We start from the raw sequence: 23,277 nt of genomic DNA on the forward strand, positions 1-23,277 counted from the left end.
CCCGTGAGCAAGACCGCGACCGATACCGAGCAGGTGTCCTCGCCCAGTACGGAGGACGCCGCCGAGCGGCTGACCACCGCCCCGGTCGAGTCGGACGGCCCGACCGGAATCGGGGTACTCGGCTGGCTGCGCTGGATGTGGCGCCAGCTGACCTCGATGCGGGTCGCGCTGATCCTGCTCTTCCTGCTCTCGCTGGCCGCCATCCCGGGTTCGCTGATCCCGCAGAACGGCCAGAACCAGTTCAAGGTCGAGGCCTGGAAGGCTCAGCACACCACGGTCGCACCGGTCTACGAGAAGCTCCAGCTGTTCGACGTCTACAGCTCGGTCTGGTTCTCGGCGATCTACATCCTGCTGTTCGTCTCGCTGGCCGGCTGCATCGTCCCGCGCACCTGGCAGTTCGTCGGCGTGCTGCGGGCCCAGCCGCCCGCCGCCCCCCGCGTCCTGACCCGGATGCCGGTCTACGCGGCCTGGCGCACCGAGGCGGACGCCGGGACGGTGAACGCCGCCGCGCACCGGCTGCTCCGCCAGCGCCGCTTCCGCGCCGGCCTGGCGGGTGGCTCGGTGGCCGCCGAGAAGGGGTACCTGCGCGAGGTCGGCAACCTGGTCTTCCACCTGTCGCTCTTCGCGCTGCTGGGCGGTTTCGCCTGGGCGAGCCTGGCCAGCGGTACCGGTGGCAAGCTGATGGTCGCCGGCGAGGGTTACGCCAACACCATCACCCAGCTGGACGACTTCACCGGCTCCCCGTTCTACACCACCGACGACATCGACCCGTTCTACCTCAAGCTGAACGGCTTCACCGCCCGCTTCCAGACGAGCGGCGACCAGATCGGCAGCGCCCGGCAGTTCACCGCGAACGTCGAGTACTACGAGGGCAGCGACGCGTCGAAGCTGACCCAGGGCAAGATCGAGGTCAACCACCCGCTGGAGATCGGCGACAGCAAGGTCTATCTGATCGGCCACGGCTACGCCCCGGTGATCACCGTGAAGAACGCGGCCGGCGAGGTGGTCTACACCGGCGCCACGCCGTTCCTGCCGCAGGACGCCAACCTGACCTCCACCGGTGTCATCAAGGTCTCCGACTACGGCGAGAAGGACGGCGAGAAGACCCAGCTGGGCTTCTCCGGCTTCTTCCTGCCGACCGCCCCGGTGGCCTTCGACAAGAACACCGGTCCGCGCTCGCTCTTCCCGGGCGACGCGGACCCGGCGCTGGTGCTCAACGCCTTCGCGGGCGACCTCGGCACCGACTCCGGTCTGCCGCAGAACATCTACCAGCTCAACACCAAGAACCTGAAGCAGCTCCAGCAGGAGGGCGAGCCCGCCAAGGCCCGGCTCAAGCCCGGTCAGGGCTGGACCCTGCCGGACGGCTACGGCACCGTCACCTTCGACGGCTACAAGGAGTGGGCCAGCTTCAGCGTCTCGCACCGTCCGGGCAACTCGGTCGCCCTGGCCGGCGGTGTGCTGGCGATCCTCGGCCTGATCGGCTCGCTGTTCGTGCAGCGCCGCCGGATCTGGGTGCGGGCCGTGGCCCTGCCCGGCGGCGGCACCCTGGTCGAGCTGGCCGGGCTGGCCCGCAGCGAGTCGGCGAAGATCGCCGAGGAGCTGGCCGAACTCGCGGTGGACCTCCAGGACGACGCGCCCGCGTCGGACGACCCGGACGACGATCCCACGGACGACGCGCCGGACGACGCCCCCGCGACCGATGACCCCGAGGCGGAGGGGGAGCCCGCAGCCGCCCCGGACGCGCCCTCGGACCCCGCTGTCCCTGCCGACCAGAACTCCAAGGAGTAGACGGTGCACCTCGCCTCGGCGGTCGACCCAAGCCTGGCCGACCTCTCCAACAAGCTGATCTATTCGGCCATGGCCGTCTACCTGATCGCTATGTTCTGCTACATGTTCGAGTGGACCTTCGGCAGCAAGGGTGCCGTCGCCGTCCGCTCGGTCGAGCAGGCGGGCGGCCTGGCCGAGACCGTGGCCGAGGCCAGGGCCAAGGCCGCCAAGAAGGTCACCGTCACGGTCGCCTCGGCCGGCGGCGGTACCACCACGCTGACCCGTACCGCCCTGGCGGGTGAGGGCGCGACGGTGGTCACCAGCGGTCGCGGCGAGGAGGAGCAGGACGGCCCGGGCGCCGCCGGCAACAGCGAGAAGGCGGACCTCTCCGGCCGCATCGCCGTCTCGCTCACGGTCCTCGGCGCGCTGCTGCACGCGGGTGGCGTGCTCACCCGCGGCCTCTCGGTGTCCCGCTGGCCGTGGGGCAACATGTACGAGTTCTCCTGCGCCTTCGCGCTCTCCATGACGGTCGCCTACCTCGGGCTGCTGGCCGCCAGGAAGAAGGCCCGCTGGCTCGGCCTGCCGGTCACCCTGGCCGTCGTGCTCACCCTCGGTATCGCCGTCTCGGTGCTGTACACCGAATCCGAGCAGCTCGTTCCGGCCCTGCACTCGTACTGGCTGGCGATCCACGTCTCGACCGCGATCGTCTGCGGCGGCGCCATGTACGCGGCCTTCATCGGCACCCTGCTGTACCTGGGCAAGGACTCCTTCGACAAGCGCATGGCCGCCGGTCTCACCACCGGCCCGCTCGGCACCTCGGCGTCCATCTGGCGCCGGCTGCCCGCCGCGTCGTCGCTGGACAAGTTCTCGTACCGGATCAACGCGATGGTCTTCCCGCTCTGGACCTTCACCATCATCGCGGGCGCGATCTGGGCCGAGGCGGCCTGGGGCAAGTACTGGGAGTGGGACCCGAAGGAGACCTGGTCGTTCATCACCTGGGTCGCCTACGCGTGCTACCTGCACGCCCGGGCCACCGCCGGGTGGAAGGGGCGCAAGGCCGCCTACCTGGCGGTCCTGGCCTTCGCCTGCTACCTGTTCAACTACTACGGGGTGAACATCTTCGTCACCGGAAAGCACTCGTACGCCGGGATCTGACCAGGAAAGACCACCCACCGGCCCGGCGCTCCGAAGAACGGAAGCCGGGCCGAGGTGCGACGGGGGTAGTTCGTGCCGGCCACCGGTGCCGGCACGGGGAGGAACGAGGAGGAAATCGCGCAATGGAGTGCGACGAGGTCATGCTGACCGTCCGAATCACCGCCGCCGAGCGAATGCTGCTCCGCCGGCTTGCCCAGGGGCACCGCAGCGATGTCTCGGAGGTCGTGGCCGACGGCCTGCTGGACATCATTCCCACGCTCAGCTCGCACACGGACGCCTACCGGCTGCTGGGGGCCCTCACGGCTCCGGCGCCCTGCGCGCTGACGGTCTGGCTGCCGACGCCGCTCGCCGACCTGCTGGTGCCGGGGGCGGCCCGGATCGCGCAGGTGACCGAGGTGCGGATCGGGTCGGCCAGCGCCATGCTGGGCGCCGCGCTGCGGCTCTGGCTGGCCCAGGACCCGAGCCGGCTGGCCGCCAACCTCAGCGTGATGCACGCGGGGCGGCCGTCCGCGCTGGTCGCGGCCTGACCCCGGCCGCGGTCACCGGGTCAGCCGGCGAGCGGCAGGCCCGGGCCGCGGCCGGGCCCGGCGGGGGCGTCCTCGAAGGCGTCGAAGGCGTCCCGCCGGTCCGGCCCGCCGGCCGGTGCGCCGGCCGGCTCGGTGAGCAGCCGGCACTCGGCCGCTGTCCGGCCGTCCTGCACCAGCAGCACCCGCACCGGCACCCGGCGCCTGCCCGGACCGTTCTGGCCGCCCTGCCCGTCCTGCCCGCGCTCGCGGACGGCCCGGACCAGGCAGGGCCGGTCCAGCTCGATGAAACGACTGAACGACGAGACCAGCTCGACCGGCACCACCGGCTCGGGGTGCCGCAGCCGCTGGGCGGCCTGCCGGGCGGCCTCCAGCACGAGCATGCCGGGCACGTGGTCCAGCGTGTGGTCGAACAGCACCGGGTGGCCGGCGTCGGTGCGCAGCAGCCAGCTGCCGGGCAGCGGGGACGGGCTGAGCACCACGTCGGCGGCCTGCTCGCGGCCGACCAGCCCGGGCGCGGTGGGCGTGCCAGGCCGGACCGGCGCGGCGGTCCGTCGTCCGGACCCGCGGAGCCGGGTGTACGAGGCGGGGGAGATCACCCGCAGCTGGCCGGAGCCGTGGCCGACCGGGCGGCCGTCCCGCTCGATCTCGGCGTGCACCCGCAGCGAGGCCAGCCGGCCGTGCCGCATCCGGACGTCCTGGCAGGCCACCCGGAGCATCAGCGAGGCGGGCCCGGCAGTGACGGCGAGGCCGTCGAGGCCGGCCGGGCCGAGCGCGTAGCAGAGTTCGTCCATCGCGAAGTGGTGGCCGCGCGGGACGCCGAAGCCGGCGTGGCCGATCAGCAGTCCGGCCTGGCGGACGGTCTCGGCCATCAGTACCGGGTCGTGGTGCCGGTCGCCGGGCAGCCGGTAGAAGCCGTGCAGCCGGGGCCACTGGGCGCCGAGCAGGAAGTCGTACGGGCCGGTGGCCTGCCAGCCGGTGATGAACACCTCGGACACCGAGGACCGGTGCACCAGGTGGCGGGAGACGGTCCGCTCGTGGAAGTCGTAGCCGGGGCCGAAGTGCGGATACGGACCATGGGCGCCCGGTTCTTCGATCAATGGCATGACTGGCCCCACTTCCGGGTGTCGGTCGACCGGCCACGGCGGGCGGCCCAGAGAAAACATACAGACCACCCGGTTTGTACTCCGCGTGCGGGGTCGCCCCTGCCGGACGCCCGGCGTGATCACGGTACCCGGCCGCTGGTCTGCGGGAATGTCCGGGCGGGTGGTGGCGGACCTCGGGCGGGGGTCGGCACCCGCTGGACGGTGGGGGCCGCCGAGGCGGTAGATTAGATACCAACCATGCGGTTTCGGGCCGTGCCGTCCGCATGCGAGGCGTCGCACCACCGACGACGGCGCCCTGACAGCAGCCGCGCGAGCCGGGATCTCGCGCGGGCGGAGGCCGGAGGGGCCCAGTGGTCAAGCAGGAACGTGCGGGGCGGACCAGGCAGGCCGTCCTGCTCGCCGCGGCGGACACCTTCGCGGACGCGGGCTTCGAGGCGGCCAGCCTGGTCGACATCAGCCGCCGGGCCGGCGTCAGCAAGGGCGCGCTCTACTTCCACTTCGTCTCCAAGCAGGCGCTCGCCGACGGCGTCCGCGCGGCGGCCGGGCGCGAGATCGGCTCCGCCGCGCTCCGGGCGCTGCGCTGCGGCGGCCCCGCCCTCCAGGGCCTGATCGACTTCTCGCACGAGCTGGCCCGCCTGCTGCGCGAGGACGTGGTGGTGCGGGCCGGTGTCCAGCTCGGCCAGGGCGGCCAGGAGGCCCGCCGGGGCGGTGGGCCGGCCGGCACCGCGGCCACCTGGCGCAGCCTGACCGCCGTGGTCCGGCGGCTGCTGGACCGGGCCGAGGCGACCGGTGAGCTGCGCCCCGGAGTGGACCGTCGGCAGGCCGCCGAGCTGCTCACCACCCTGGCGGCCGGCCTGGTGCTGCTCTCCGCCGAGGACGCGGACCGGCTGGGACCGGAGGCGGTGCGCGGCCTCTGGGCCGCGGCCCTGCCGGCCCTGGTGCCGGGGGAGCGCTGCGCCGCGTACCGCACCTGACCCGGTCCGCCCGGCCGGTGCGGGGGGGTGTACGGAACCGCCGACGGGCCGTTCAGGAACCGCTCAAGGCCTGCCCGTGGGCGGCTCAGGAACGCCCCGGCACCCGCTCGGCGACGCTCAGCCGGGCGAGCGCGTGCGGCTGGACCAGCCCCGGCAGGATCAGCGTCCACAGGTCGGCCATCCGCTGGACCAGGTCCTGGCGGCCGGTCAGCACCTGCGAGCTGAGCTGGATTCCGGTGACCGCGCCCGTGATCACCCCGGCCGCGGCCGCCACGTCCAGGCCCGGGTGCAGGTCGCCCGCCTCCCGGGCGCGTTCCAGCAGCCCACGGGTCACGTCCGACCAGCCCTGGTAGGTGTCGGCCTGCGGCTGGGTGAAGCTGCCGTGCTCGATGGTCAGCCGGATGCTGCCGCGCACCATGGGATCGTCCAGCAGGGCGTGGGCGAAGGCGTAGCCGAGGTCGATCAGCGTCTGGACGGGGCTCTCGGAGGTCGGCCGCCAGGTGGAGAGCCAGGCGCCCTGCCCCTCGATGACGGCGAGTGCCAGCTCCTCCTTGGAGCGGAAGTGGAAGTACAGCGCGCCCTTGGTGACGCCGGCCCGCTCCAGGATCTCGGACATGGTGGCGGCGGCGTAGCCGCGTTCGTCGAACACCTCGGCCGCCGCGAGGAGTACCGCCTGGCGGGTCGCCAGCGCACGGGCCTGCCTGGCCATCGCAGCCTCCCTGGATAGTTCTGGTCCTCGGCAGCGGCCGATCCTATGGGGGCCGACGGCGCTGCGGGCCGCATACCGTCCAGTAGGTATTCTACCGAGCCGCCCGGGGCCCGATCGTGCGTGCGCGGCGGCGGGAGGCCGGGCCGGCGCGGGCCGGAACGCCGACGGCCGGCCACCCGGGTGGGGTGGCCGGCCGCCGGAACGGGTCCGGGGTCCGCGGCTCAGGCGGCCTGCTGCCAGCTGACCGGGGAGTAGTACGCCGGGCGGCGCTCCAGGCGCTGCCAGCTGGCGATCGGCTCGACCGGCGCGACGGCGGCCGCGGCCTGCTGGGCGGCGGCACGGGCCATCAGCACGGCGGTCAGGGCGGCGAGTTCCTCGGCGTCGAGCGAGCCGCGGACGATACGGACGAGAGGTTCGGCGGAAGCGGTCATGATCTGGTTTCTCCCCCGGTGGCTGCGTGGTGTGGTGTGGGGTGGCGCCTGGTGTCGCGTCAGCGAGGTGCGCGGTGCTACATCGGCGGGTTGCCGTGCTTGCGGCTGGGCAGATCGGCGTGCTTGGTGCGGAGCATGGCCAGTGCCGAGGCGAGGACCTGACGCGTCTCGGCGGGGTCGATGACGTCGTCCACGAGGCCGCGTTCGGCCGCGTAGTACGGGTGCATCAGCTCGCTCTTGTATTCCTTGATCTTCTGGGCGCGGGTCGCGTCCGGGTCCTCGGCACCGTTGATGTCACGGCGGAAGATGACGTTGGCCGCGCCCTCGGCGCCCATGACGGCGATCTCGTTGGTGGGCCAGGCGTAGGACAGGTCCGCGCCGATGGAGCGGGAGTCCATGACGATGTAGGCGCCGCCGTAGGCCTTGCGCAGGATCAGCTGGATGCGCGGCACGGTGGCGTTGCAGTAGGCGTAGAGCAGCTTGGCGCCGTGGCGGATGATGCCGTCGTGCTCCTGGTCGACGCCGGGCAGGAAGCCGGGGACGTCGAGCATGGTGACCAGCGGGATGTTGAAGGCGTCGCACATCTGCACGAAGCGGGCGGCCTTCTCGCTGGCGTTGATGTCGAGCACGCCGGCCAGCGACTGCGGCTGGTTGGCGATGATGCCGGTGACGTGGCCGTCGATCCGGGTGAGGACGCACAGCACGTTGGTGGCCCAGCGCTCGTGGACCTCCAGGTACTCGCCGTGGTCGACGATCTCCTCGATGACCTTGCGCATGTCGTACGGGCGGTTGCCGTCGGCGGGCACGAGGTCGAGCAGGACGTCGTTGCGGCGGTCCACGGGGTCGTCGCCGGCGACCGGCGGGGGCATCTCGCGGTTGTTCTGGGGGAGCAGCGAGAGGAGGTAACGGACCTCCTCGATGCAGGACTGCTCGTCGTCGTAGGCGAAGTGCGAGACGCCGGAGGTGGAGGAGTGGACGTCGGCGCCGCCGAGGCCGTTCTGGGTGATCTTCTCGCCGGTGACGGCCTGCACGACGTCGGGGCCCGTGATGAACATCTGGGAGGTCTCGCGGACCATGAAGACGAAGTCGGTCAGGGCCGGGGAGTAGGCGGCGCCGCCGGCGCAGGGGCCGAGCATCACGGAGATCTGCGGGATGACGCCGGAGGCCTTGGTGTTGCGCTGGAAGATGCCGCCGTAGCCGGCGAGGGCGGTGACGCCCTCCTGGATACGGGCGCCGGCGCCGTCGTTCAGCGAGACCAGGGGTGCGCCGGCCGCGATGGCCATGTCCATGATCTTGTGGATCTTCTGCGCGTGGGCCTCGCCCAGCGCTCCGCCGAAGATCCGGAAGTCGTGCGCGTAGGTGAAGACCGTCCGGCCGTGCACGGTGCCCCAGCCGACGATGACGCCGTCGGTGTGCGGCTTCTTGGCCTCCAGGCCGAAGCCGGTGGCGCGGTGCCGGCGCAGCTGCTCGACCTCGTGGAAGGAGCCCTCGTCGAGCAGCAGGTCGATGCGCTCGCGGGCGGTCAGCTTGCCCTTGGCGTGCTGGGCCGCGGTGGCCTTCTCGCCTGGGCCCTGGCGGACCTGGTTGCGCAGTTCGTGCAGCTCGGCGACCCGCCCGTGGGCGTCGGCCGGGATCTCGGGGACCTCGTCACCGATCGGCGCCTCATGCACAACCGTCATCTCGAACCACTCCAAGGGTGAGGGAACTGTCCGACAGCCAACGTCTGCTGTGCCCCCGGCTGCGAATCACTTCTTCACTTATGACTGTACGAGGGGCCGCACGCTGGTTTCGGCGTCGATTCCGTACAAGGTCGCGTCCGTTTAGATGTCAGGGCTGGACAGAAACCGAGCCGCTCCGTCCTGTGCGCTCGGTGTCTGTTCGAATACCGGGGGTTGTCGCCAAGATGGTCATCGGATGATCTGAGCATGAAGAAACGTGCAGGTCAGGGCTGTCAATCACTACGGTAGCGGACCGTTTTGGAGGATTGCTCAAGGCCTGATAAAGCCGATCGGGGCATGGTGGCGGGAAGCGATCTGCCGCCCGGCAGTCGTAGGGATGCGCCAAAAACACCGCAGCCCACCCGCATGTTCCCGGGTGGGCTGTTTGAGGGAGTCGCCTCAGCTCTTGCGGCCGTCTTCCGGCTCGTCCCTGCCCCGCAGCTCCTCCTCGCGGCGGCGCAGATCCGCCTCCCACTGCTTGAGCATGTCCTCGTGCTGCTTGTTGTCCTTCTTCAACGACGCCAGGAACTCCGGGTCGTCGTCCGGCGCGAGCGGGCGGCCGCCGCGCGGGCGGTCGTACTCCGGGTAGCCGGCGGTGGACCCGGCCGTCGCCGTCCGTAGTCCGTCGCGCCGCTTTCCGGCCACCAGCCAGGCGATGGAGCCGACCAGCGGGAAGAGCAGCACGATGATGACCCAGACCACCTTGGGCAGGTGTTTCACCTCGTCCTCGGGGGTGGTCAGGCAGTCGATGAAGGCCCACACCCAGAGGGCGAGCGGGAGCACGAAGGTCAGAATCCTCAGCACGGCGGCGATCTCCCCCGGCGACGGCGGTTGGGCGGGACTTCTCAGGGGCCCTTGACCGGGCCAGGCTATCGGGTGGCGGATACTGGCTGGCATGGCATACGACGATCTCCGCTCGTTTCTGCGGGCCCTCGACCGCGAAGGCGACCTCAAGCGCATCAAGGCCGAGGTGGACCCCCACCTGGAGATCGGCGAGATCGTCGACCGGGTGCAGAAGGCCAAGGGCCCCGCGCTGCTGTTCGAAAACGTCAAGGGCTCCTCGATGCCGCTGGCGATGAACGTCTTCGGCACCGAGCGCCGGCTCGCCAAGGCGCTCGGCCTCAAGGGCCCGGAGGACATCTCCGAGAAGATCGCCGGTCTGCTGAAGCCCGAGCTGCCGCACGGCTTCACCGGGTTCCGGGACGCCTTCGGCAAGCTCGCCTCGATGGCCCATGTGCCGCCGCGGAAGGTCAAGCCGGGCGAGGCCGCGGTCCAGGAGGTCGTGCTCACCGGCGACGACGTCAACCTGGACGAGCTGCCCGCGCTGTTCACCTGGCCGCTGGACGGCGGCTCCTTCTTCAACCTGGGCCTGACCCACACCAAGGACCCGGACACCGGCATCCGCAACCTCGGCCTCTACCGGCTCCAGCGGCACGACCGGCGCACCATCGGCATGCACTGGCAGATCCACAAGGACAGCCGCAACCACTACGCGGTGGCCGCCAGGCGCGGTGAGCGGCTGCCGGTCGCGATCGCCTTCGGCTGTCCGCCGGCCGTCACCTACGCGGCCACCGCGCCGCTGCCGGGCGACATCGACGAGTACCTGTTCGCGGGCTTCGTCGCGGGCGAGCGGGTGAAGATGGTCGACTGCAAGACCGTTCCGCTGCAGGTCCCGGCCGACGCCGAGGTGGTGCTGGAGGGCTGGCTGGAGCCCGGCGAGATGCTGCCCGAGGGCCCGTTCGGCGACCACACCGGCTTCTACACCCCGCAGGAGCCGTTCCCGGCCCTGACGATCGACTGTGTGACGATGCGCCGCCGGCCGATCCTGCAGTCCATCGTGGTCGGCCGCCCGCCGACCGAGGACGGGCCGCTGGGCAAGTTCACCGAGCGCTTCTTCCTGCCGCTGCTGAAGATCATCATCCCGGACATCGTCGACTACGACCTGCCCGAGGCAGGCGGCTTCCACAACTGCGTGATCGTCTCGATCGACAAGAAGTACCCCAAGCACGCCCAGAAGACGATGCACGCGATCTGGGGCGCCCACATGATGTCGCTGACCAAGCTGATCATCGTGGTGGACTCCGACTGTGATGTGCACGACTACCAGGAAGTGGCCTGGCGGGCCTTCGGCAACGTCGACTACAGCCGGGACCTCACCGTGGTCGAAGGCCCGGTCGACCACCTCGACCACGCCTCCTACCAGCAGTTCTGGGGCGGCAAGGCGGGCATCGACGCGACCCGCAAGCTGCCGGAGGAGGGCTACATCCGGGACGGCGGCTGGCCGGAGATGGTCAGCTCCGACCCGGCCACCGCCGCCCTGGTCGACCGCCGCTGGAAGGAGTACGGGCTGTGAGCACGGCTGCCGCCCTCCCCGAGGTCCCGCCGGGCAAGGTCAAGGCGTTCCTGCGCCTGGTGATGATCGAGCACTCGGTCTTCGCGCTGCCCTTCGCCTACATCGCCGCGCTGACCGCGATGTTCCTCGCCGACCGGCGGGTGCACTGGGGCGAGCTGTTCGTCGTCACCGTCTGCATGGTCGGCCTGCGGACCTTCGCGATGGCCGCCAACCGGATCATCGACCGCGAGATAGACGCCCGGAACCCGCGCACGGCCGGCCGCGAACTGGTCACCGGCGCGGTGTCGCTGAAGACCGCGTACGTCGGCTCGGCGGTCGCGCTGGTCGTCTTCCTCGGCGCGGCCGCCCTGCTCAACCCGCTCTGCCTGGCGCTCGCCCCGGTCGCGGTCGTCCCGATGGTCGTCTACCCCTACGGCAAGCGGTTCACCGACTTCCCGCAGGCCATCCTCGGCCTCGCCCAGGCGATGGGGCCGGTCGGCGCCTGGCTCGCGGTGACCGGCAGCTGGTCCTGGGACGCGGTGGTGCTCGGCCTCGCCGTCGGCATCTGGATCGGCGGCTTCGACCTGATCTACGCCTGCCAGGACGTCGCCTCCGACCGGGCCGGCAACGTCCGTTCCGTCCCGGCCCGCTTCGGCGTCCCGGCGGCGATCCGCGGCGCGCGGGTCTGCCACGTGATCACGACGGCGCTGCTCGTCTGGTTCGCGGTGCTGACCCACGCGGGCCCGGCGTTCTGGCTCGGCCTGGTGGTCGTCGCGGGAGCGTTCGTCTACGAGCACACCATCGTGAAGCCGAACGACCTGTCGCGGCTGAACCGGGCGTTCTTCCAGACGAACGGCTTCGTCGGCATCTCGCTGTTCTTCTTCGCCCTGGTGGACCTGGTCATCCGCGGCCTGGGCGGGTGACCGCGCCCTGGCCGCCGCTCCCCTCGGCGAGGGTGTGCGCGACCAGGGCGTTGGCATGGCCGTGGCCCAGGCCGTGCACGGCCTTGAGCCAGGAGACCAGCTCCATGTGCCTGGTCAGGGGCGAGGAGTGGATCAGGTCCTTCCACTCCGCGATCGGACGGCCGTACTTCTTCTCGATCGAGGGGAAGTAGCTGGCGGGGCCCTTCACGGCTTCGGTCATGTCGATCGGTGTCCCATCGGTTCGTACGGCTGTTGTCAGTTGGACCGGCGGCCGGGCGGGAACTCATCGGTCCGGTGAGGGTGATTCAGGTCACAGGGCGATCCCGGAGTGAGGGGAACGCGCGAATGGACGGATCCGAGGTGGCCGCCGACTGGCGGGCCGACCGGATCGGCAGCGCGCTGCGGGGCGACGACCCCACCGTCCTGCGGCCGGCCGCCGTCAGTCGAGTGACAGGGCGTCGCCCACGCTGAGGCGGCCGGGGGAGGCGACCTCGGCGAGGGCGTCGAGGCGGTTGTCGTGGGCCTGGGCGATGGCCTTGAGGATCTCCGGGGCGTGCGGGAGGCCGGGCTGGGCGGCGGTGGTCATGACGCAGCGCTCGCTGCTGCGGACGAAGCCGAGCCGGACGCCCGAGCCGCCGCGGCCCTCGCGGCCGAACCAGGCGTCCTCGACGAACGGCGGGGTGCCGGGCGGGGTGCGCAGCAGGATGTTGGGGCGGAAGCGCCGTTCGTCGACCACGGCGTACGGGACGGCCTCCCGCACCCAGTCCAGGGTGGCGGTGGTGAGCACGCTGACCGGGAGCTGGTCGAAGTGGGAGACGGCGTCCTCGCGGGCGAGCTCGACGTCCGGGCGTTGCAGGTAGGCGCGGAGGAAGGCGGTGGTGTCGGCGACCGGCCGGCCGAGCGGGTCGAACAGCTCGGGGCCGTCGAGCCGGTGCCCGAGCCGGGAGGAGAGGCGGAGCAGGCCGTCCATCCGGCGGAAGCGCCGGGTGTTCTTGCCGGAGCCGAGTTTGCCGGCGCTGTCGCGCACGGCGTAGAGACGGTCGCCGGCCAGGCCGCGCTCGTCCACCTCGACGGAGTCGAGCCGCTCGCCGCCGGTGGACTTCACGGGGTAGCGCCAGAGCCGCTCGATCACTCCGATGATCTCTGCCATGGCCGGAAAGCGTAGCGGCGCCCGACGGGGATGGTCTAGACCAAGGTGCCCGTTCCGGCCGCGCCCGCTCACCCGAGCCGGGCCACCGCCCGCACCGGCGCGCCGTCGGCGGCCACCAGCCGGAGCGGGAACAGCGAGATCTCCACCGGCCGGCCGGCCTCCTGGGCGTCCAGCAGCGCCCGCAGATCGGTCAGGTTCTCGGCGATCACACCGCCGCCGGGTGCCCCGAGCAGTACCCGGTGGGCGGCCAGGGTCGGCTCCTCGGCGCCCGCCGTCCGGTCGTGCTCGTCGGTGAGGTCGGCGAGCAGGGCGGCCACCGCCGGGTCGCCCGGGCCCGGATCGGGGGTGGGGTCCACGCTGAGCGCGTCCAGGCCGACCGTCCGCACCCCGGCGGCGACGATCGCCTCGGCGGCCGCCGCGGTCAGGTGCGGATGGGCGAGGTAGGCGTCGGTGCCCCAGTGCCGGGCCCAGCCGGTGGCCAGCAGCAGCACGACACCCTCCCCGGCGGACGCGGCCCGCTCCAGCGCGGGGCCGAGCAGCTCGGGCGTCACCGGTGTCCGGGGCGGCAGGCCGCGCAGGTCGGCGACCACCGCCGGGCCGGTGAACAGCTCCAGCGGCAGGCCGTCCAGGGTGGGCCAGGTGACGTCCACGTGGTACGGCGCGTCCACATGGGTACCGGACTGCGAGCCGAGGTGCAGGGCCAGCACGTTCACCCCGGCGGTGGCGGTGGTGAGGGCGGGCTCCAGGGCGACCGCCGGATCGCCGGGGTAGACCGGCATCGCGGTGGTCACCTGATGGGTGAGGTCGACGAGGGTCGCTGCCATGGCGCCCATCCTCGCAGGGCCGTGTCCGGATGGAGCCGCTCCGGGTGGGGCCGTATAGAAATGGGCCATGGGAACAGCGAAACAGCCGGTACGTCAGCCATGGGTGGTCGGGGTCTCGGGCGCGTCCGGGACGCCGTACGCCGCCTCCGTGATCCGGGCGCTGCTCGCCGCCGGGGAGGCGGTGGACCTGGTGGTCAGCCGCGCGGCCCGGCTCACCATCCTGGACGAGACCGGCATCTCCTTCCGCGACGCGCACTGGCGCGAGGACCTCGCGCGGTGGCTGGGCACGGACGACCTCGACGACGTCCGCTACTGGCCGGCCGGGGACTTCGCGGCCGGCCCGTCCAGCGGCTCGTACCCGGCCAAGGGCATGCTGGTCGTCCCCGCGACCACCGGGGCGGTGGCCGGGATCGCGCTCGGGCTGAGCAAGGACCTGCTGCAGCGGGTCGCCAGCGTCACCCTGAAGGAGCGCCGTCCGCTGGTGGTGTGCGTCCGGGAGGCGCCGCTCAACGGGGTGACGCTGAAGCATCTGGTGGAACTGGACGCGCAGGGCGCCGTCGTGCTCCCCGCCTCGCCGGGCTTCTACGCCGGCGGCTCCACCGTCCGTGAGCTGGTCGACTTCGTCGCCGGCCGGGTGCTGGACGCCGTCGGCGTGCCGCACTCGCTGTACCTCCGCTGGGAGGGCGAGTTGGGCGCGGCGGCCCGCCGGGACGGCCGCGACGCGTGAGGGGGAGTGGGGAGCCCGGTGACGGGAGAGTATGTTCTCTGCGATATCCGGGTTGGTCCGCGCATAGCGCCTTGGAATCCGGATAATGATCTGTGGGTCTGGCGAGGTTCGGAAGGACGCGGACGGTATATGGACACGGTGGACAGACAGCTCATTCAGGCGCTCCGGGAGAACGGCCGTGCGTCCTACGCCGAGCTGGGCCGACTGGTGGGCCTCTCCGGCCCGAGCGTGACGGACCGGATCAACCGGCTGGAACAGGCCGGTGTCATCACCGGCTACCGCGCGACGGTCAACCCGGCCTCGCTCGGTTTCGGCGTCACGGCCCTGATCGGCCTTCAACTCACCGACGCGGCCGACCACGAGGACGTCGCGCACCGGCTGAAGGACCTCGGCGAGGTCGAGGACTGCTGGTTCATCGCCGGGGACGACTCGTACATGCTCAAGGTCCGGGTCCCCGACGTGGAGGGCCTGGAGTCGGTGGTGAAGCGGATCTCCGGGACGAAGGGCGTGGCCCGTACCCGCACCACCGTCGTACTCTCCACCAAGTGGGAGAACCGGGTGAGCGAACTCCCCCTGGTCGAAGGAGAGTAACGACGATGGCACTGGTCGGCCTGGAGGAGCTGCGCGCGGCCCAGCGGCGGATCGCGGGGGTGGCGGTGCGCACCCCGCTGGTCCCCGCCCCCTGGGCGGGCGACGGCGAGCGCCGGCTCTGGCTCAAGCCGGAGAACCTCCAGCCGACCGGCGCCTTCAAGGCCCGGGGCGCCTACAACCGCCTCGCCGCGCTCACCGGGGACGAACGGGCCCGCGGCGTGGTCGCCCAGTCCAGCGGCAACCACGCGCAGGCGGTGGCGTACGCGGCGGGGCTGCTCGGGATCAAGGCCGTGATCGTCATGCCGGACACCTCGCCCGCCGTCAAGGTCGACGGCACCCGCTCGTTCGGCGCCGAGGTGGTCCTGGTGTCGCCCGAGGAGCGCGACACGGTGCCCGCCGAACTGGCCGAGCGGCACGGCTACGTCTGGGTGCCGCCGTATGACGACCCGTTCATCATCGCGGGCCAGGGCACGGTCGGCCTGGAGATCGCCGAGGACGCCCCGGCCGAGCTGGACACCGTGCTGGTGCCGGTCAGCGGCGGCGGCCTGATCTCCGGGACGGCGGCCGCGCTCAAGCTCACCCGCCCGGGCGTCCGGATCGTCGGGGTCGAGCCGGAGCTGGCCGCCGACGCCCAGGCCAGCTTCCGGGCCGGCCGGCGGCTCAGCTGGCCGGTCGCCGACACCTACCGGACCATCGCGGACGGCCTGCGCACCCCCTCGGTCGGGGAGCTGCCGTTCGAACACCTCACCGCGTACGTGGACGACATCGTCACCGTCACCGAGGACGAGATCCGCGCCACCGTCGCCCTGCTGGCCCGGCGCGGCCGGCTGGTCGCCGAGCCGTCCGGAGCCGTCGCCCCGGCCGCGTACTTCCACCGCGCCGACGCCGTCGGCGGACGAATGGTGGCGGCCGTGGTCAGCGGTGGCAACATCGAACCGGTACTGCTCGCCGAGCTGCTGTCGGCATAGGCGTACGCTCGTTCCGGCAAGGAATCGAAGTCGGAGGAGGCGGGGCACCGCATGGACGCAGGGCTCAAGCGCGAGCTGGAGGCGAAGGTCTACGCGGGTGAGCGGCTGACCCGCGAGGACGGGATCGCGCTCTACGAGAGCGACGACCTGGCCTGGCTGGGCGGGCTGGCCCACCACGTGCGGACGCGGAAGAACGGCGACGTCGTCCACTTCAACGTCAACCGCCACCTCAACATGACCAACGTGTGCAACGCGTCCTGCGCGTACTGCTCGTTCCAGCGCAAGCCGGGCGAGAAGGACGCGTACACGATGCGCATCGAGGAGGCCGTCCGGCTGGCCAAGGCGATGGAGGTCGACTCCCTCACCGAGCTGCACATCGTGAACGGCCTGCACCCGACCCTGCCGTGGCGCTACTATCCGCGCTCGCTGCGGGAGCTGAAGGCGGCCCTGCCGAACGTCTCGCTGAAGGCCTTCACCGCCACCGAGATCCACTGGTTCGAGAAGATCAGCGGCCTGCCCGCCGACGAGATCATGGACGAGCTGATCGACGCCGGTCTGGAGTCGCTGACCGGCGGCGGCGCGGAGATCTTCGACTGGGAGGTCCGCCAGCACATCGTCGACCACGACACCCACTGGGAGGACTGGTCGCGGATCCACCGCCTCGCCCACAGCAAGGGCCTCAAGACGCCCGCCACCATGCTGTACGGGCACATCGAGGAGCCCCGCCACCGGGTGGACCACGTGCTGCGGCTGCGCGAGCTCCAGGACGAGACCGGCGGCTTCCAGGTCTTCATCCCGCTCCGCTACCAGCACGACTTCCACGACTCCAAGGACGGCGTCGTGCGCAACAAGCTGATGGCCCGGACCGAGATGGCGACCGGCGCCGAGGCGCTCAAGACCTTCGCGGTCTCCCGGCTGCTCTTCGACAACGTCCCGCACGTCAAGGTCTTCTGGGTGATGCACGGCGTCACCACCGCCCAGCTGGCGCTCAGCCACGGCGCGGACGACATGGACGGCTCGGTGGTCGAGTACAAGATCACCCACGACGCGGACAACTTCGGCACCCCGAACAAGCTCGGCCGCGACGACCTGCTCGACCTGATCCGGGACGCCGGCTTCCGCCCGGTGGAGCGCAACACCCGCTACGAGATCATCCGCGAGTACGACGGCCCCGACCTGACGCGTCGCGAGACCCCGCAGGCGATGCGCCTCTGACGATCCGCCTCTGACCAGCGGTTCTCCGCCTCCCGAGCCCCGTACCGGGCTCGGGAGGCGTTTTCTTCACCGGGCTCGTACAGCGCCCCGGGTTTCCTATCGGCCCCCTCGTTTGGCAGGATCGGCCGCATGTCCGGTTCTCATCGCGCCACCGCGTACCCCCCGTACGAGCCGATGCCCGAGCCGGCGTACGGGGCGCCGCAGCAGTTCTCCGGGGTGTACCAGCAGCCGGTCCACCCGGACCACGGCACGCCCCGGCCGGCCGGTGAGTACGGTGTCCACACGGCCGGGGCCTACGACGCGTACCCGGCCCACGAGGACTACGAGGCGTACGACCAGCCGTTCGAGCCCGTCCACACCGAGCCCGTCCACACCGAGCCCGTCCACACCGAGGCCGGCACGGTACCCGGACAGGCCGGACCGGTCGCGGACACCGCGCCCGCCGCCGTGCCGGTGGAGCCCAGGGCGGCCCGCGGCCACCGGCGCAAGCCCAAGAAGAAGCGCCACGGCCGGGCCGTGACCGCCGGTACCGCGCTGCTGCTCGCGGCCGCCGCCGGCTGGTACACCGTCGGCCAGGACTCCGCCCAGCCCGGCGTGACCAGCGCCGACGGCCCCGGCCCCGACGGCGTCGCCGCCCCCGACCAGCCCTCCCCGGCCGCCGTCCCCGGCGCCCAGCCCGCCGCCGACCGGCACACCGGGGCACCGGCCGTCACCCGCAGCGAGGCCCGGGCGGACGGCTCGGTCGCCGCGATACCCGGCGTCGGTGCCACCTTCACGGCCCGGATACCCGCCGAGACCACCCAGGTCGTGCTCGCCTCCGGCCAGGGCCGGGACGCCAACAAGACCACCGTGACGCTCTGGACCCGCACCCCCGAGGGCCGCTGGCTGGCCGGCGAGAGCTGGCAGGGCCACAACGCCAACAAGGGCTGGACCACCGACCACAACGAGGGCGACCTGCGCAGCCCGATCGGCGTCTTCTCGCTCACCGACGCGGGCGGTCGCAACGCCGACCCGGGCAGCAGGCTCCCGTACGACAAGGACCCCAACTTCGTGGTCTCCGGGCGGGGCTTCGCCGGCGAGCCGCTGGCCGGCTCCTTCGACTACGTCGTCGCGATCAACTACAACCGGGTGCCCGGCAACTCGCCGCTCGACCCGCGCCGTCCCAGCGGCTCCACCAAGGGCGGCGGGATCTGGATCCACGTCGACCACGGCGGCCCCACCCACGGCTGCGTCTCCGTCCCCGAGGACAAGATGGCCGAGCTGCTGCGCACCCTCGATCCGGCGGCCCATCCGGTGATCGTGATGGGTGACGCGGCCTCGCTGGCCGTCTGACCCGCTCCCGGCCGGGGGACGTGGCCCCAGTCCCCCCAACGGTCCTTGTTGGCCTCCTACAGGTTCCGGGGGCGGATCCTGTAGCCGGTCGCGCCCCGCGGACCAGCGGGTAACCCGGTTGAGTGGCAGCATGAGCGGTTCGCGCATTGTGGCACTCGGCCACTACCAGCCCCCGAAGGTCCTCAGCAACGACGACCTGGCGGTGCTGGTCGACACCGATGACGAGTGGATCCGCAGCCGGGTGGGGATCCGGACCCGGCACATCGCCGAGGGCGAGACCCTGGTCGACCTCGCCACCGAGGCGGCCCAGAAGGCGCTGGCCAAGAGCGGCCGGTCGGCCTCCGACGTCGACCTGATCGTGGTCGCCACCTGTACCGCGGTCGAGCGCAGCCCCAACACCGCTGCCGCCGTCGCCGCCCGCCTTGGTGTGCGCGCCCCGGCCGCCTACGACATCAACACGGTCTGCTCGGGCTTCTCGTACGCGCTGGCCACCGCCGACCACGCGATCCGGGCCGGCGCGGCGCGGCTCGCGCTGGTGATCGGTGCCGAACGGATGTCGGACACCATCGACTGGACCGACCGGACCACCTGTGTGATCTTCGGTGACGGCGCCGGCGCCGCGGTCGTGGAGGCCCAGGAGGAGGGCGCCGAGCCCGGTATCGGCCCGGTGGTGTGGGGTTCGGAGCCGGAGAAGAGCGATGCCGTGGTGATCACCGGCTGGGACCCGGTGATCAGCCAGCAGGGCCAGTCGGTGTTCCGCTGGGCCACCACCCAGATCGCCCCGCTGGCCCGCCGCACCTGCGAGCAGGCCGGTATCGACCCGTCCGAGCTCAAGGGCTTCGTGCCGCACCAGGCCAATCTCCGGATCATCGACGCGATCGCCGCCAAGCTCGGCGCCCCCGACGCGGTGGTCGCCCGGGACGTGGTGGAGTCCGGCAACACCTCGGCCGCGTCCATCCCGCTGGCCTTCTCCAAGCTGGTCGAGCGCGGCGAGCTGTCGCCCGGCGACCCGGTGCTGCTCTTCGGCTTCGGCGGCGGCCTGGCGTACGCCGGGCAGGTCGTGCGCTGCCCCTAGAGGGCCCTGGAGGGCCCTCTACGGCCACGGACGCACACATGCCGGTGGGCGGGCACCCCTTGTGAGGGGCGCCCGCCCACCGGCATGTCTGGCGCGCTGCGGTACGTCGGCGGACCTCCCCCGAGGACACGGCCGCCGTCCGCCGTTCCCCGGACAGGAGGCCGGGGCTGCGCGCGGAGCGGATGGGTGGGTAGGCGGATCGGTCTACTTGGGCGGCTTCTTGCCGGTGACACCCAGGTACACCAGGGGAGCGAGGCTGGGCTTGAGGTCCTTGACCTTGACGCCCCAGGAGGTGAAGGCCTTCTGGTGCTCGGCCGCCGAGGCGAGCAGCGAGACCAGGGATCCGGCGACGGCGGCCGCGTCGAGCGACTTGTCCGCCTGGTTCTTCGCCTGGAGTTCCTTGATGGCCTCCGTGAGCGGCTTGGCGACCGCGTTGAGGACCGTCATGCGGATCTTGAAGAACCGCTTGTCCCCTTCGGCGGCACCGAGCGTGACCACTCGGAGAATGGCGTCGTTCTTGCGCCAGAAGGCGAGGAATCCGTCGACCAGTTCTTCCGAAGTGGCCGAGCCGGACTTCCCTGCCCAGGACTTTCCGGCCACCAGCTCTTTGAGGGTGTCGGCGTCCTTGGCCATTTCCTCGGCGATTTCGAGGACAGCGCCCTCGACATCCGGGAAGTACTGGTAGAAGGTCGCGGGGGAGGTACCCGCCATACGGGCGACGTCGATGACCTTGACGTCCCGATAGGGCGACGTGCTGAGCATCTCGCGGAGGCAGTCGAGCAGCTTCTGCCGCGTCTCCTGTCCGCGTCGCCCGGCGACGCGACCGTCGACGGTGCGAACTTGTCCTGTCATGCCGTCAGCTTACCGTGGCACGATCTTGGCGCGATTCGGTGATGCGACTATTACTCCGCCCGGGGGTTGGTATAGGGGGCGTGAAGCGCTTTGGACGGATATTCATCACCCCCCGGAGGCCCTGTTGAAGCCCCCCCGTGTGCTTATGACCCCACAGCGTGACGGCGAGTCCGCTGAGGGGTGATCGAGTGACAGAGCGTGACGATCGCGGGCCGGGTGTGACGTGGCCCGCGAAAAAGTTCCGGGCGTGTCGCGCGCAAGCCGCAGCCGGAGCGGGCGTCAGAATCCGGCCGTTCCGGAGGCGCTGACCGGACGGTGAGCGGCCGCCGGCCGACGGCCGCTCCCGGGCCGGATCAGAGCGGGGGAGGTTGGAGATGACCCGGGCGGCATTGGAGAATCGGGTCCGGCACCCCGCGGCGGGTGCGGAAGACGGGGAGGTGGCAGCGAGTGGACCAGCTGACGGCGCACGATCCGAGGCGGATCGGGCCCTTCGAGGTGCTGGGGCGGCTCGGCGCGGGCGGGATGGGGCTGGTCTACCTGGCGCGCTCCGCGTCCGGCCGGCGGGTGGCCATCAAGACCGTCCGGGGCGAGCTGGCCGAGGACGAGCTGTTCCGGGTCCGCTTCGCCCGGGAGATCGCGGCCGCCAAGACCGTCGGCGGCTTCTACACCGCGGCCGTGGTGGACGCCGACGCCGACGCCCGGGTGCCCTGGCTGGCCACCGCGTACGTCCCGGCGCCGTCCCTGGAGGACCTGGTCGGCGAGTGCGGGCCGCTGCCGGTGGGCGCGGTGCGCTGGCTGATCGCGGGCATCGCCGAGGCGCTGCAGTCCATCCACGCCGTCGGGCTGATCCACCGCGACCTCAAGCCCTCCAACGTACTGGTGGTCGAGGACGGTCCGCGGGTGATCGACTTCGGCATCGCCGCCGGTGTCTCGCACACCCGGCTCACCATGACCAACGTCGCCGTCGGCACCCCGGCGTACATGTCGCCCGAGCAGGCCCGCGACAGCCGCAGTGTCAGGGGTGCCAGCGACGTCTTCTCGCTCGGTTCGCTGCTGGTGTTCTGCGCCACCGGACACCCGCCCTACCGGGGCGGCAACCCGGTCGAGACGGTCTTCCAGCTGCTGCGCGACCAGCCCGACCTCTCCGGCCTGCCGGCCGAGCTGGTGGACCTGGTGCGCGCCTGCATGCGGCCGTCGCCCGAGCACCGGCCGACCCCGGCGCAGATCCAGGCCGAACTGGCCCCGCACCTGTTCTCCCGGGACGACGCCTCCGGCGAGGCGGGCGACTGGCTGCCTCCCAACGCGCTGGAGCTGATCGAGCGCAAGCGCAGCCGCCGTCAGGTGCCGCCGGCGTCCGCTTCCGCGCCGGCCGTCCCGCCGCAGGGCGCCGTACCGCAGGGCGCCGTACCGCCGGGCACCGCGCCGCTGCGCCCGGCCGAGCCGCCGCAGGCCGTCCCGACGTACGGGTACCCGCCGCAGCGGCCGGTGTCGCTGGAGCGCCCCGGCCAGGACGGCCCGGGCACCCGGCACCCCGGCGGGCCGCACGCCCCGCTCGCGGCCGGGCCGGTGCACGCCGCGTCGGTCCACCGGGGGGCGGACGCCGAGGCCGCCACCGAGAAGATCTCCGCCCGCCGCCGCCACCGCGCCCCCGGTGCCGCGGAGGACGTCGCCGAGGTGCGGCTGTCCGGCGCCTCGGTACGGATAGGCCCGGGGCCGCGCGCCGAGCAGGCCGGGCCGGGCGACGCGCCCGCCGAGACCGACTGGGTCCGCCGGATCACCCCGCCGCCGGTGCCGGCCGCCCGCTGGCGGCCCTGGCGGTTCCGGATGTCCAGCGACGTCTGGGGCACCCCGGTGGTCGCCGGCGGCACCCTCTTCGTCTCCAGCCTCGAGGTGCACGCCCTCGACATCGCGTCCGGTCAGCGCCGCTACAAGACCCTGGACGTGGCCTGGGCGCTCGCGGTGGACGCCGGCCGGGTGCACGCGGCCGACGGCCCGCACCTGTACACGGTGGACGTGGCGGACGGCACCGAGCGCTGGCGCAGCTCGCTGGACGGCTGGGTGTACTCGCTGGACGCCGCCGACGGCGTGCTCTGCTGCGGCATCCGGGGCGGCGGGGTGCGGCTGCGCTCGGCGGCCGGCGGCGCCGAGCTGTGGCGCGCCGACGACGCCCAGCAGAACTACGAGAACCCGCAGTCGGGGCCGGCCCTGGTGGCGGGTGCCGCGTACTACTACGGCGGCGGGCGGCTGCGCTGCGTGGACCCGCGCGGCGCGGGCCTGCGCTGGTCCTTCCCGGTCGGCGAGGACGTGCCCTCCCGCCCGGCCGAGCGGGCCGGGGTGCTGTACGTGACGGCCGGTACCCGGGTGTACGCGCTGGACGCGGCGACCGGCGCCGAGCGCTGGCGCTTCGAGGCCCCGGTGGTGCTGTTCACCCCGCCGGCGCTGGACGCGGACGCGGTGTACGTCGCCGACTACCTCGGCACGGTGTACGCGCTGGACGCGGCCACCGGCCGGGACCGCTGGCGCGGGGTCACCGGCAACCGGCAGGGCGCCGAGCCGGTGGTGGTCGGCGACGGCCTGGCACTGCTGGCCAGCGGCGAGGTGCTGTACGCCTTCGAGGCGGCCACCGGCCGGGAGCGCTGGCGCTACACCGCGCGGGGCGAGATCGTCGGTTCCCCGGCGGTCGCCGACGGCCTGGTCCACCTCGGCAGCCGGGACCACTCGCTGCACACCCTGGACCTGGCGAGCGGTCAGCTGCGCTGGGAGCTGGGGACCAAGGGCGAGCTGACCGGCTCACCGGTGGCGGTCGGCGGGCGGGTGTTCGTCGGCAGCAAGGACCGCTGCGTCTACGCGCTGGACGCCTTCTACGGCACGGCGGTGCCACCGCACTGACGGGCGGGCGGGCCT

22 protein-coding genes are annotated in these 23,277 nt (G+C 72.3%); 13 read left to right on the plus strand and 9 right to left on the minus strand.

Annotation, left to right across the window (positions count from 1 at the left end; genetic code table 11):
- Positions 1 to 3 precede the first annotated feature (3 nt).
- The 3 genes from ACIO5D_RS05070 (at position 4) to ACIO5D_RS05080 (ending at position 3,449) form a co-directional block, all read left to right on the plus strand.
- Complete coding sequence (locus tag ACIO5D_RS05070) at positions 4 to 1,788, plus strand: cytochrome c biogenesis protein ResB (protein ID WP_400793987.1); 1,785 nt, start codon at positions 4 to 6, stop codon at positions 1,786 to 1,788.
- Positions 1,789 to 1,791: 3 nt separating this feature from the next.
- Positions 1,792 to 2,922, plus strand: a complete 1,131-nt coding sequence (gene ccsB / locus ACIO5D_RS05075; RefSeq protein WP_363605956.1) for a c-type cytochrome biogenesis protein CcsB — start codon at positions 1,792 to 1,794, stop codon at positions 2,920 to 2,922.
- Between the two features lie 122 nt (positions 2,923 to 3,044).
- Positions 3,045 to 3,449: a hypothetical protein gene (locus tag ACIO5D_RS05080; RefSeq protein ID WP_363605955.1), complete on the plus strand. Its 405-nt coding sequence runs from the start codon at positions 3,045 to 3,047 to the stop codon at positions 3,447 to 3,449.
- Between the two features lie 20 nt (positions 3,450 to 3,469).
- Here the strand turns inward: ACIO5D_RS05080 and ACIO5D_RS05085 are convergent, their stop codons facing one another.
- Positions 3,470 to 4,552: a ScbA/BarX family gamma-butyrolactone biosynthesis protein gene (locus ACIO5D_RS05085; protein WP_400793988.1), complete on the minus strand. Its 1,083-nt coding sequence runs from the start codon at positions 4,550 to 4,552 to the stop codon at positions 3,470 to 3,472.
- A gap of 350 nt (positions 4,553 to 4,902) precedes the next feature.
- Between ACIO5D_RS05085 and ACIO5D_RS05090 the strand changes: the two genes are divergently transcribed.
- The gene (locus ACIO5D_RS05090) at positions 4,903 to 5,526 is read left to right on the plus strand and encodes a ScbR family autoregulator-binding transcription factor (protein ID WP_400654417.1); all 624 of its coding nucleotides are present in this window, start codon (positions 4,903 to 4,905) and stop codon (positions 5,524 to 5,526) included.
- 85 nt (positions 5,527 to 5,611) lie between these two features.
- Here the strand turns inward: ACIO5D_RS05090 and ACIO5D_RS05095 are convergent, their stop codons facing one another.
- From ACIO5D_RS05095 to ACIO5D_RS05110, 4 genes are all read right to left on the minus strand, one after another.
- Entirely contained in the window at positions 5,612 to 6,235 is a 624-nt protein-coding gene (locus ACIO5D_RS05095) for a ScbR family autoregulator-binding transcription factor (RefSeq protein WP_400654419.1), read from the minus strand.
- Positions 6,236 to 6,456: 221 nt separating this feature from the next.
- A complete protein-coding gene (locus tag ACIO5D_RS05100; RefSeq protein WP_363605950.1) occupies positions 6,457 to 6,666 on the minus strand; it encodes an acyl-CoA carboxylase subunit epsilon in 210 nt (69 codons plus the stop codon).
- A gap of 77 nt (positions 6,667 to 6,743) precedes the next feature.
- On the minus strand, positions 6,744 to 8,345 hold the full coding sequence (locus ACIO5D_RS05105) for an acyl-CoA carboxylase subunit beta (protein ID WP_363605948.1): 1,602 nt from the start codon (positions 8,343 to 8,345) through the stop codon (positions 6,744 to 6,746).
- A gap of 438 nt (positions 8,346 to 8,783) precedes the next feature.
- Entirely contained in the window at positions 8,784 to 9,188 is a 405-nt protein-coding gene (locus tag ACIO5D_RS05110; protein ID WP_363605947.1) for a PLD nuclease N-terminal domain-containing protein, read from the minus strand.
- Between the two features lie 91 nt (positions 9,189 to 9,279).
- On the opposite strand from ACIO5D_RS05110, the gene ACIO5D_RS05115 reads away from it, so the two are divergent.
- Both ACIO5D_RS05115 and mqnP read left to right on the plus strand, forming a co-directional pair.
- The gene (locus ACIO5D_RS05115) at positions 9,280 to 10,737 is read left to right on the plus strand and encodes a menaquinone biosynthesis decarboxylase (RefSeq protein ID WP_400793989.1); all 1,458 of its coding nucleotides are present in this window, start codon (positions 9,280 to 9,282) and stop codon (positions 10,735 to 10,737) included.
- Entirely contained in the window at positions 10,734 to 11,639 is a 906-nt protein-coding gene (gene mqnP, locus ACIO5D_RS05120) for a menaquinone biosynthesis prenyltransferase MqnP (protein ID WP_363605944.1), read from the plus strand. The genes ACIO5D_RS05115 and mqnP overlap by 4 nt, the downstream gene beginning before the upstream one ends.
- Here the strand turns inward: mqnP and ACIO5D_RS05125 are convergent.
- The 3 genes from ACIO5D_RS05125 to ACIO5D_RS05135 form a co-directional block, all read right to left on the minus strand.
- Positions 11,617 to 11,859 (minus strand): DUF4287 domain-containing protein, encoded by a 243-nt coding sequence (locus ACIO5D_RS05125; RefSeq protein WP_363605943.1) that lies wholly within the window; start codon positions 11,857 to 11,859, stop codon positions 11,617 to 11,619. The two genes, mqnP and ACIO5D_RS05125, sit on opposite strands and share 23 nt — an antisense overlap.
- A 219-nt stretch (positions 11,860 to 12,078) precedes the next feature.
- Positions 12,079 to 12,789 carry an MOSC domain-containing protein gene (locus tag ACIO5D_RS05130; RefSeq protein WP_363605942.1) on the minus strand — a complete coding sequence of 237 codons (711 nt, stop codon included), beginning with the start codon at positions 12,787 to 12,789 and terminating at the stop codon, positions 12,079 to 12,081.
- 68 nt (positions 12,790 to 12,857) lie between these two features.
- Positions 12,858 to 13,613 (minus strand): cyclase family protein, encoded by a 756-nt coding sequence (locus ACIO5D_RS05135; RefSeq protein WP_400654425.1) that lies wholly within the window; start codon positions 13,611 to 13,613, stop codon positions 12,858 to 12,860.
- 67 nt (positions 13,614 to 13,680) lie between these two features.
- On the opposite strand from ACIO5D_RS05135, the gene ACIO5D_RS05140 reads away from it, so the two are divergent.
- The 6 genes from ACIO5D_RS05140 to ACIO5D_RS05165 all read left to right on the plus strand — a co-directional run bounded on the left by ACIO5D_RS05140 (position 13,681) and on the right by ACIO5D_RS05165 (position 19,521).
- Positions 13,681 to 14,340 (plus strand): UbiX family flavin prenyltransferase, encoded by a 660-nt coding sequence (locus tag ACIO5D_RS05140; protein WP_363605939.1) that lies wholly within the window; start codon positions 13,681 to 13,683, stop codon positions 14,338 to 14,340.
- Positions 14,341 to 14,469: 129 nt separating this feature from the next.
- The gene (locus ACIO5D_RS05145) at positions 14,470 to 14,931 is read left to right on the plus strand and encodes an Lrp/AsnC family transcriptional regulator (RefSeq protein WP_363605937.1); all 462 of its coding nucleotides are present in this window, start codon (positions 14,470 to 14,472) and stop codon (positions 14,929 to 14,931) included.
- A 5-nt stretch (positions 14,932 to 14,936) separates the two neighbouring features.
- Complete coding sequence (locus ACIO5D_RS05150; RefSeq protein ID WP_363605935.1) at positions 14,937 to 15,899, plus strand: threonine/serine dehydratase; 963 nt, start codon at positions 14,937 to 14,939, stop codon at positions 15,897 to 15,899.
- A 51-nt stretch (positions 15,900 to 15,950) separates the two neighbouring features.
- A complete protein-coding gene (mqnE, locus tag ACIO5D_RS05155) occupies positions 15,951 to 17,114 on the plus strand; it encodes an aminofutalosine synthase MqnE (RefSeq protein WP_363605933.1) in 1,164 nt (387 codons plus the stop codon).
- A 129-nt stretch (positions 17,115 to 17,243) separates the two neighbouring features.
- A complete protein-coding gene (locus ACIO5D_RS05160) occupies positions 17,244 to 18,446 on the plus strand; it encodes a L,D-transpeptidase family protein (RefSeq protein ID WP_400793990.1) in 1,203 nt (400 codons plus the stop codon).
- 130 nt (positions 18,447 to 18,576) lie between these two features.
- Complete coding sequence (locus tag ACIO5D_RS05165) at positions 18,577 to 19,521, plus strand: beta-ketoacyl-ACP synthase III (protein ID WP_363605932.1); 945 nt, start codon at positions 18,577 to 18,579, stop codon at positions 19,519 to 19,521.
- 204 nt (positions 19,522 to 19,725) lie between these two features.
- Here ACIO5D_RS05165 and ACIO5D_RS05170 read toward each other — a convergent pair whose 3' ends face one another.
- Positions 19,726 to 20,373 carry a TetR family transcriptional regulator gene (locus ACIO5D_RS05170; protein WP_363605931.1) on the minus strand — a complete coding sequence of 216 codons (648 nt, stop codon included), beginning with the start codon at positions 20,371 to 20,373 and terminating at the stop codon, positions 19,726 to 19,728.
- 447 nt (positions 20,374 to 20,820) lie between these two features.
- Between ACIO5D_RS05170 and ACIO5D_RS05175 the strand changes: the two genes are divergently transcribed.
- On the plus strand, positions 20,821 to 23,262 hold the full coding sequence (locus ACIO5D_RS05175) for a PQQ-binding-like beta-propeller repeat protein (protein WP_400793991.1): 2,442 nt from the start codon (positions 20,821 to 20,823) through the stop codon (positions 23,260 to 23,262).
- Positions 23,263 to 23,277: the final 15 nt, after the last annotated feature.

This window comes from Kitasatospora sp. NPDC087315, from assembly GCF_044744345.1.
In the GTDB taxonomy this organism is placed as follows: Bacteria; Actinomycetota; Actinomycetes; order Streptomycetales; family Streptomycetaceae; genus Kitasatospora.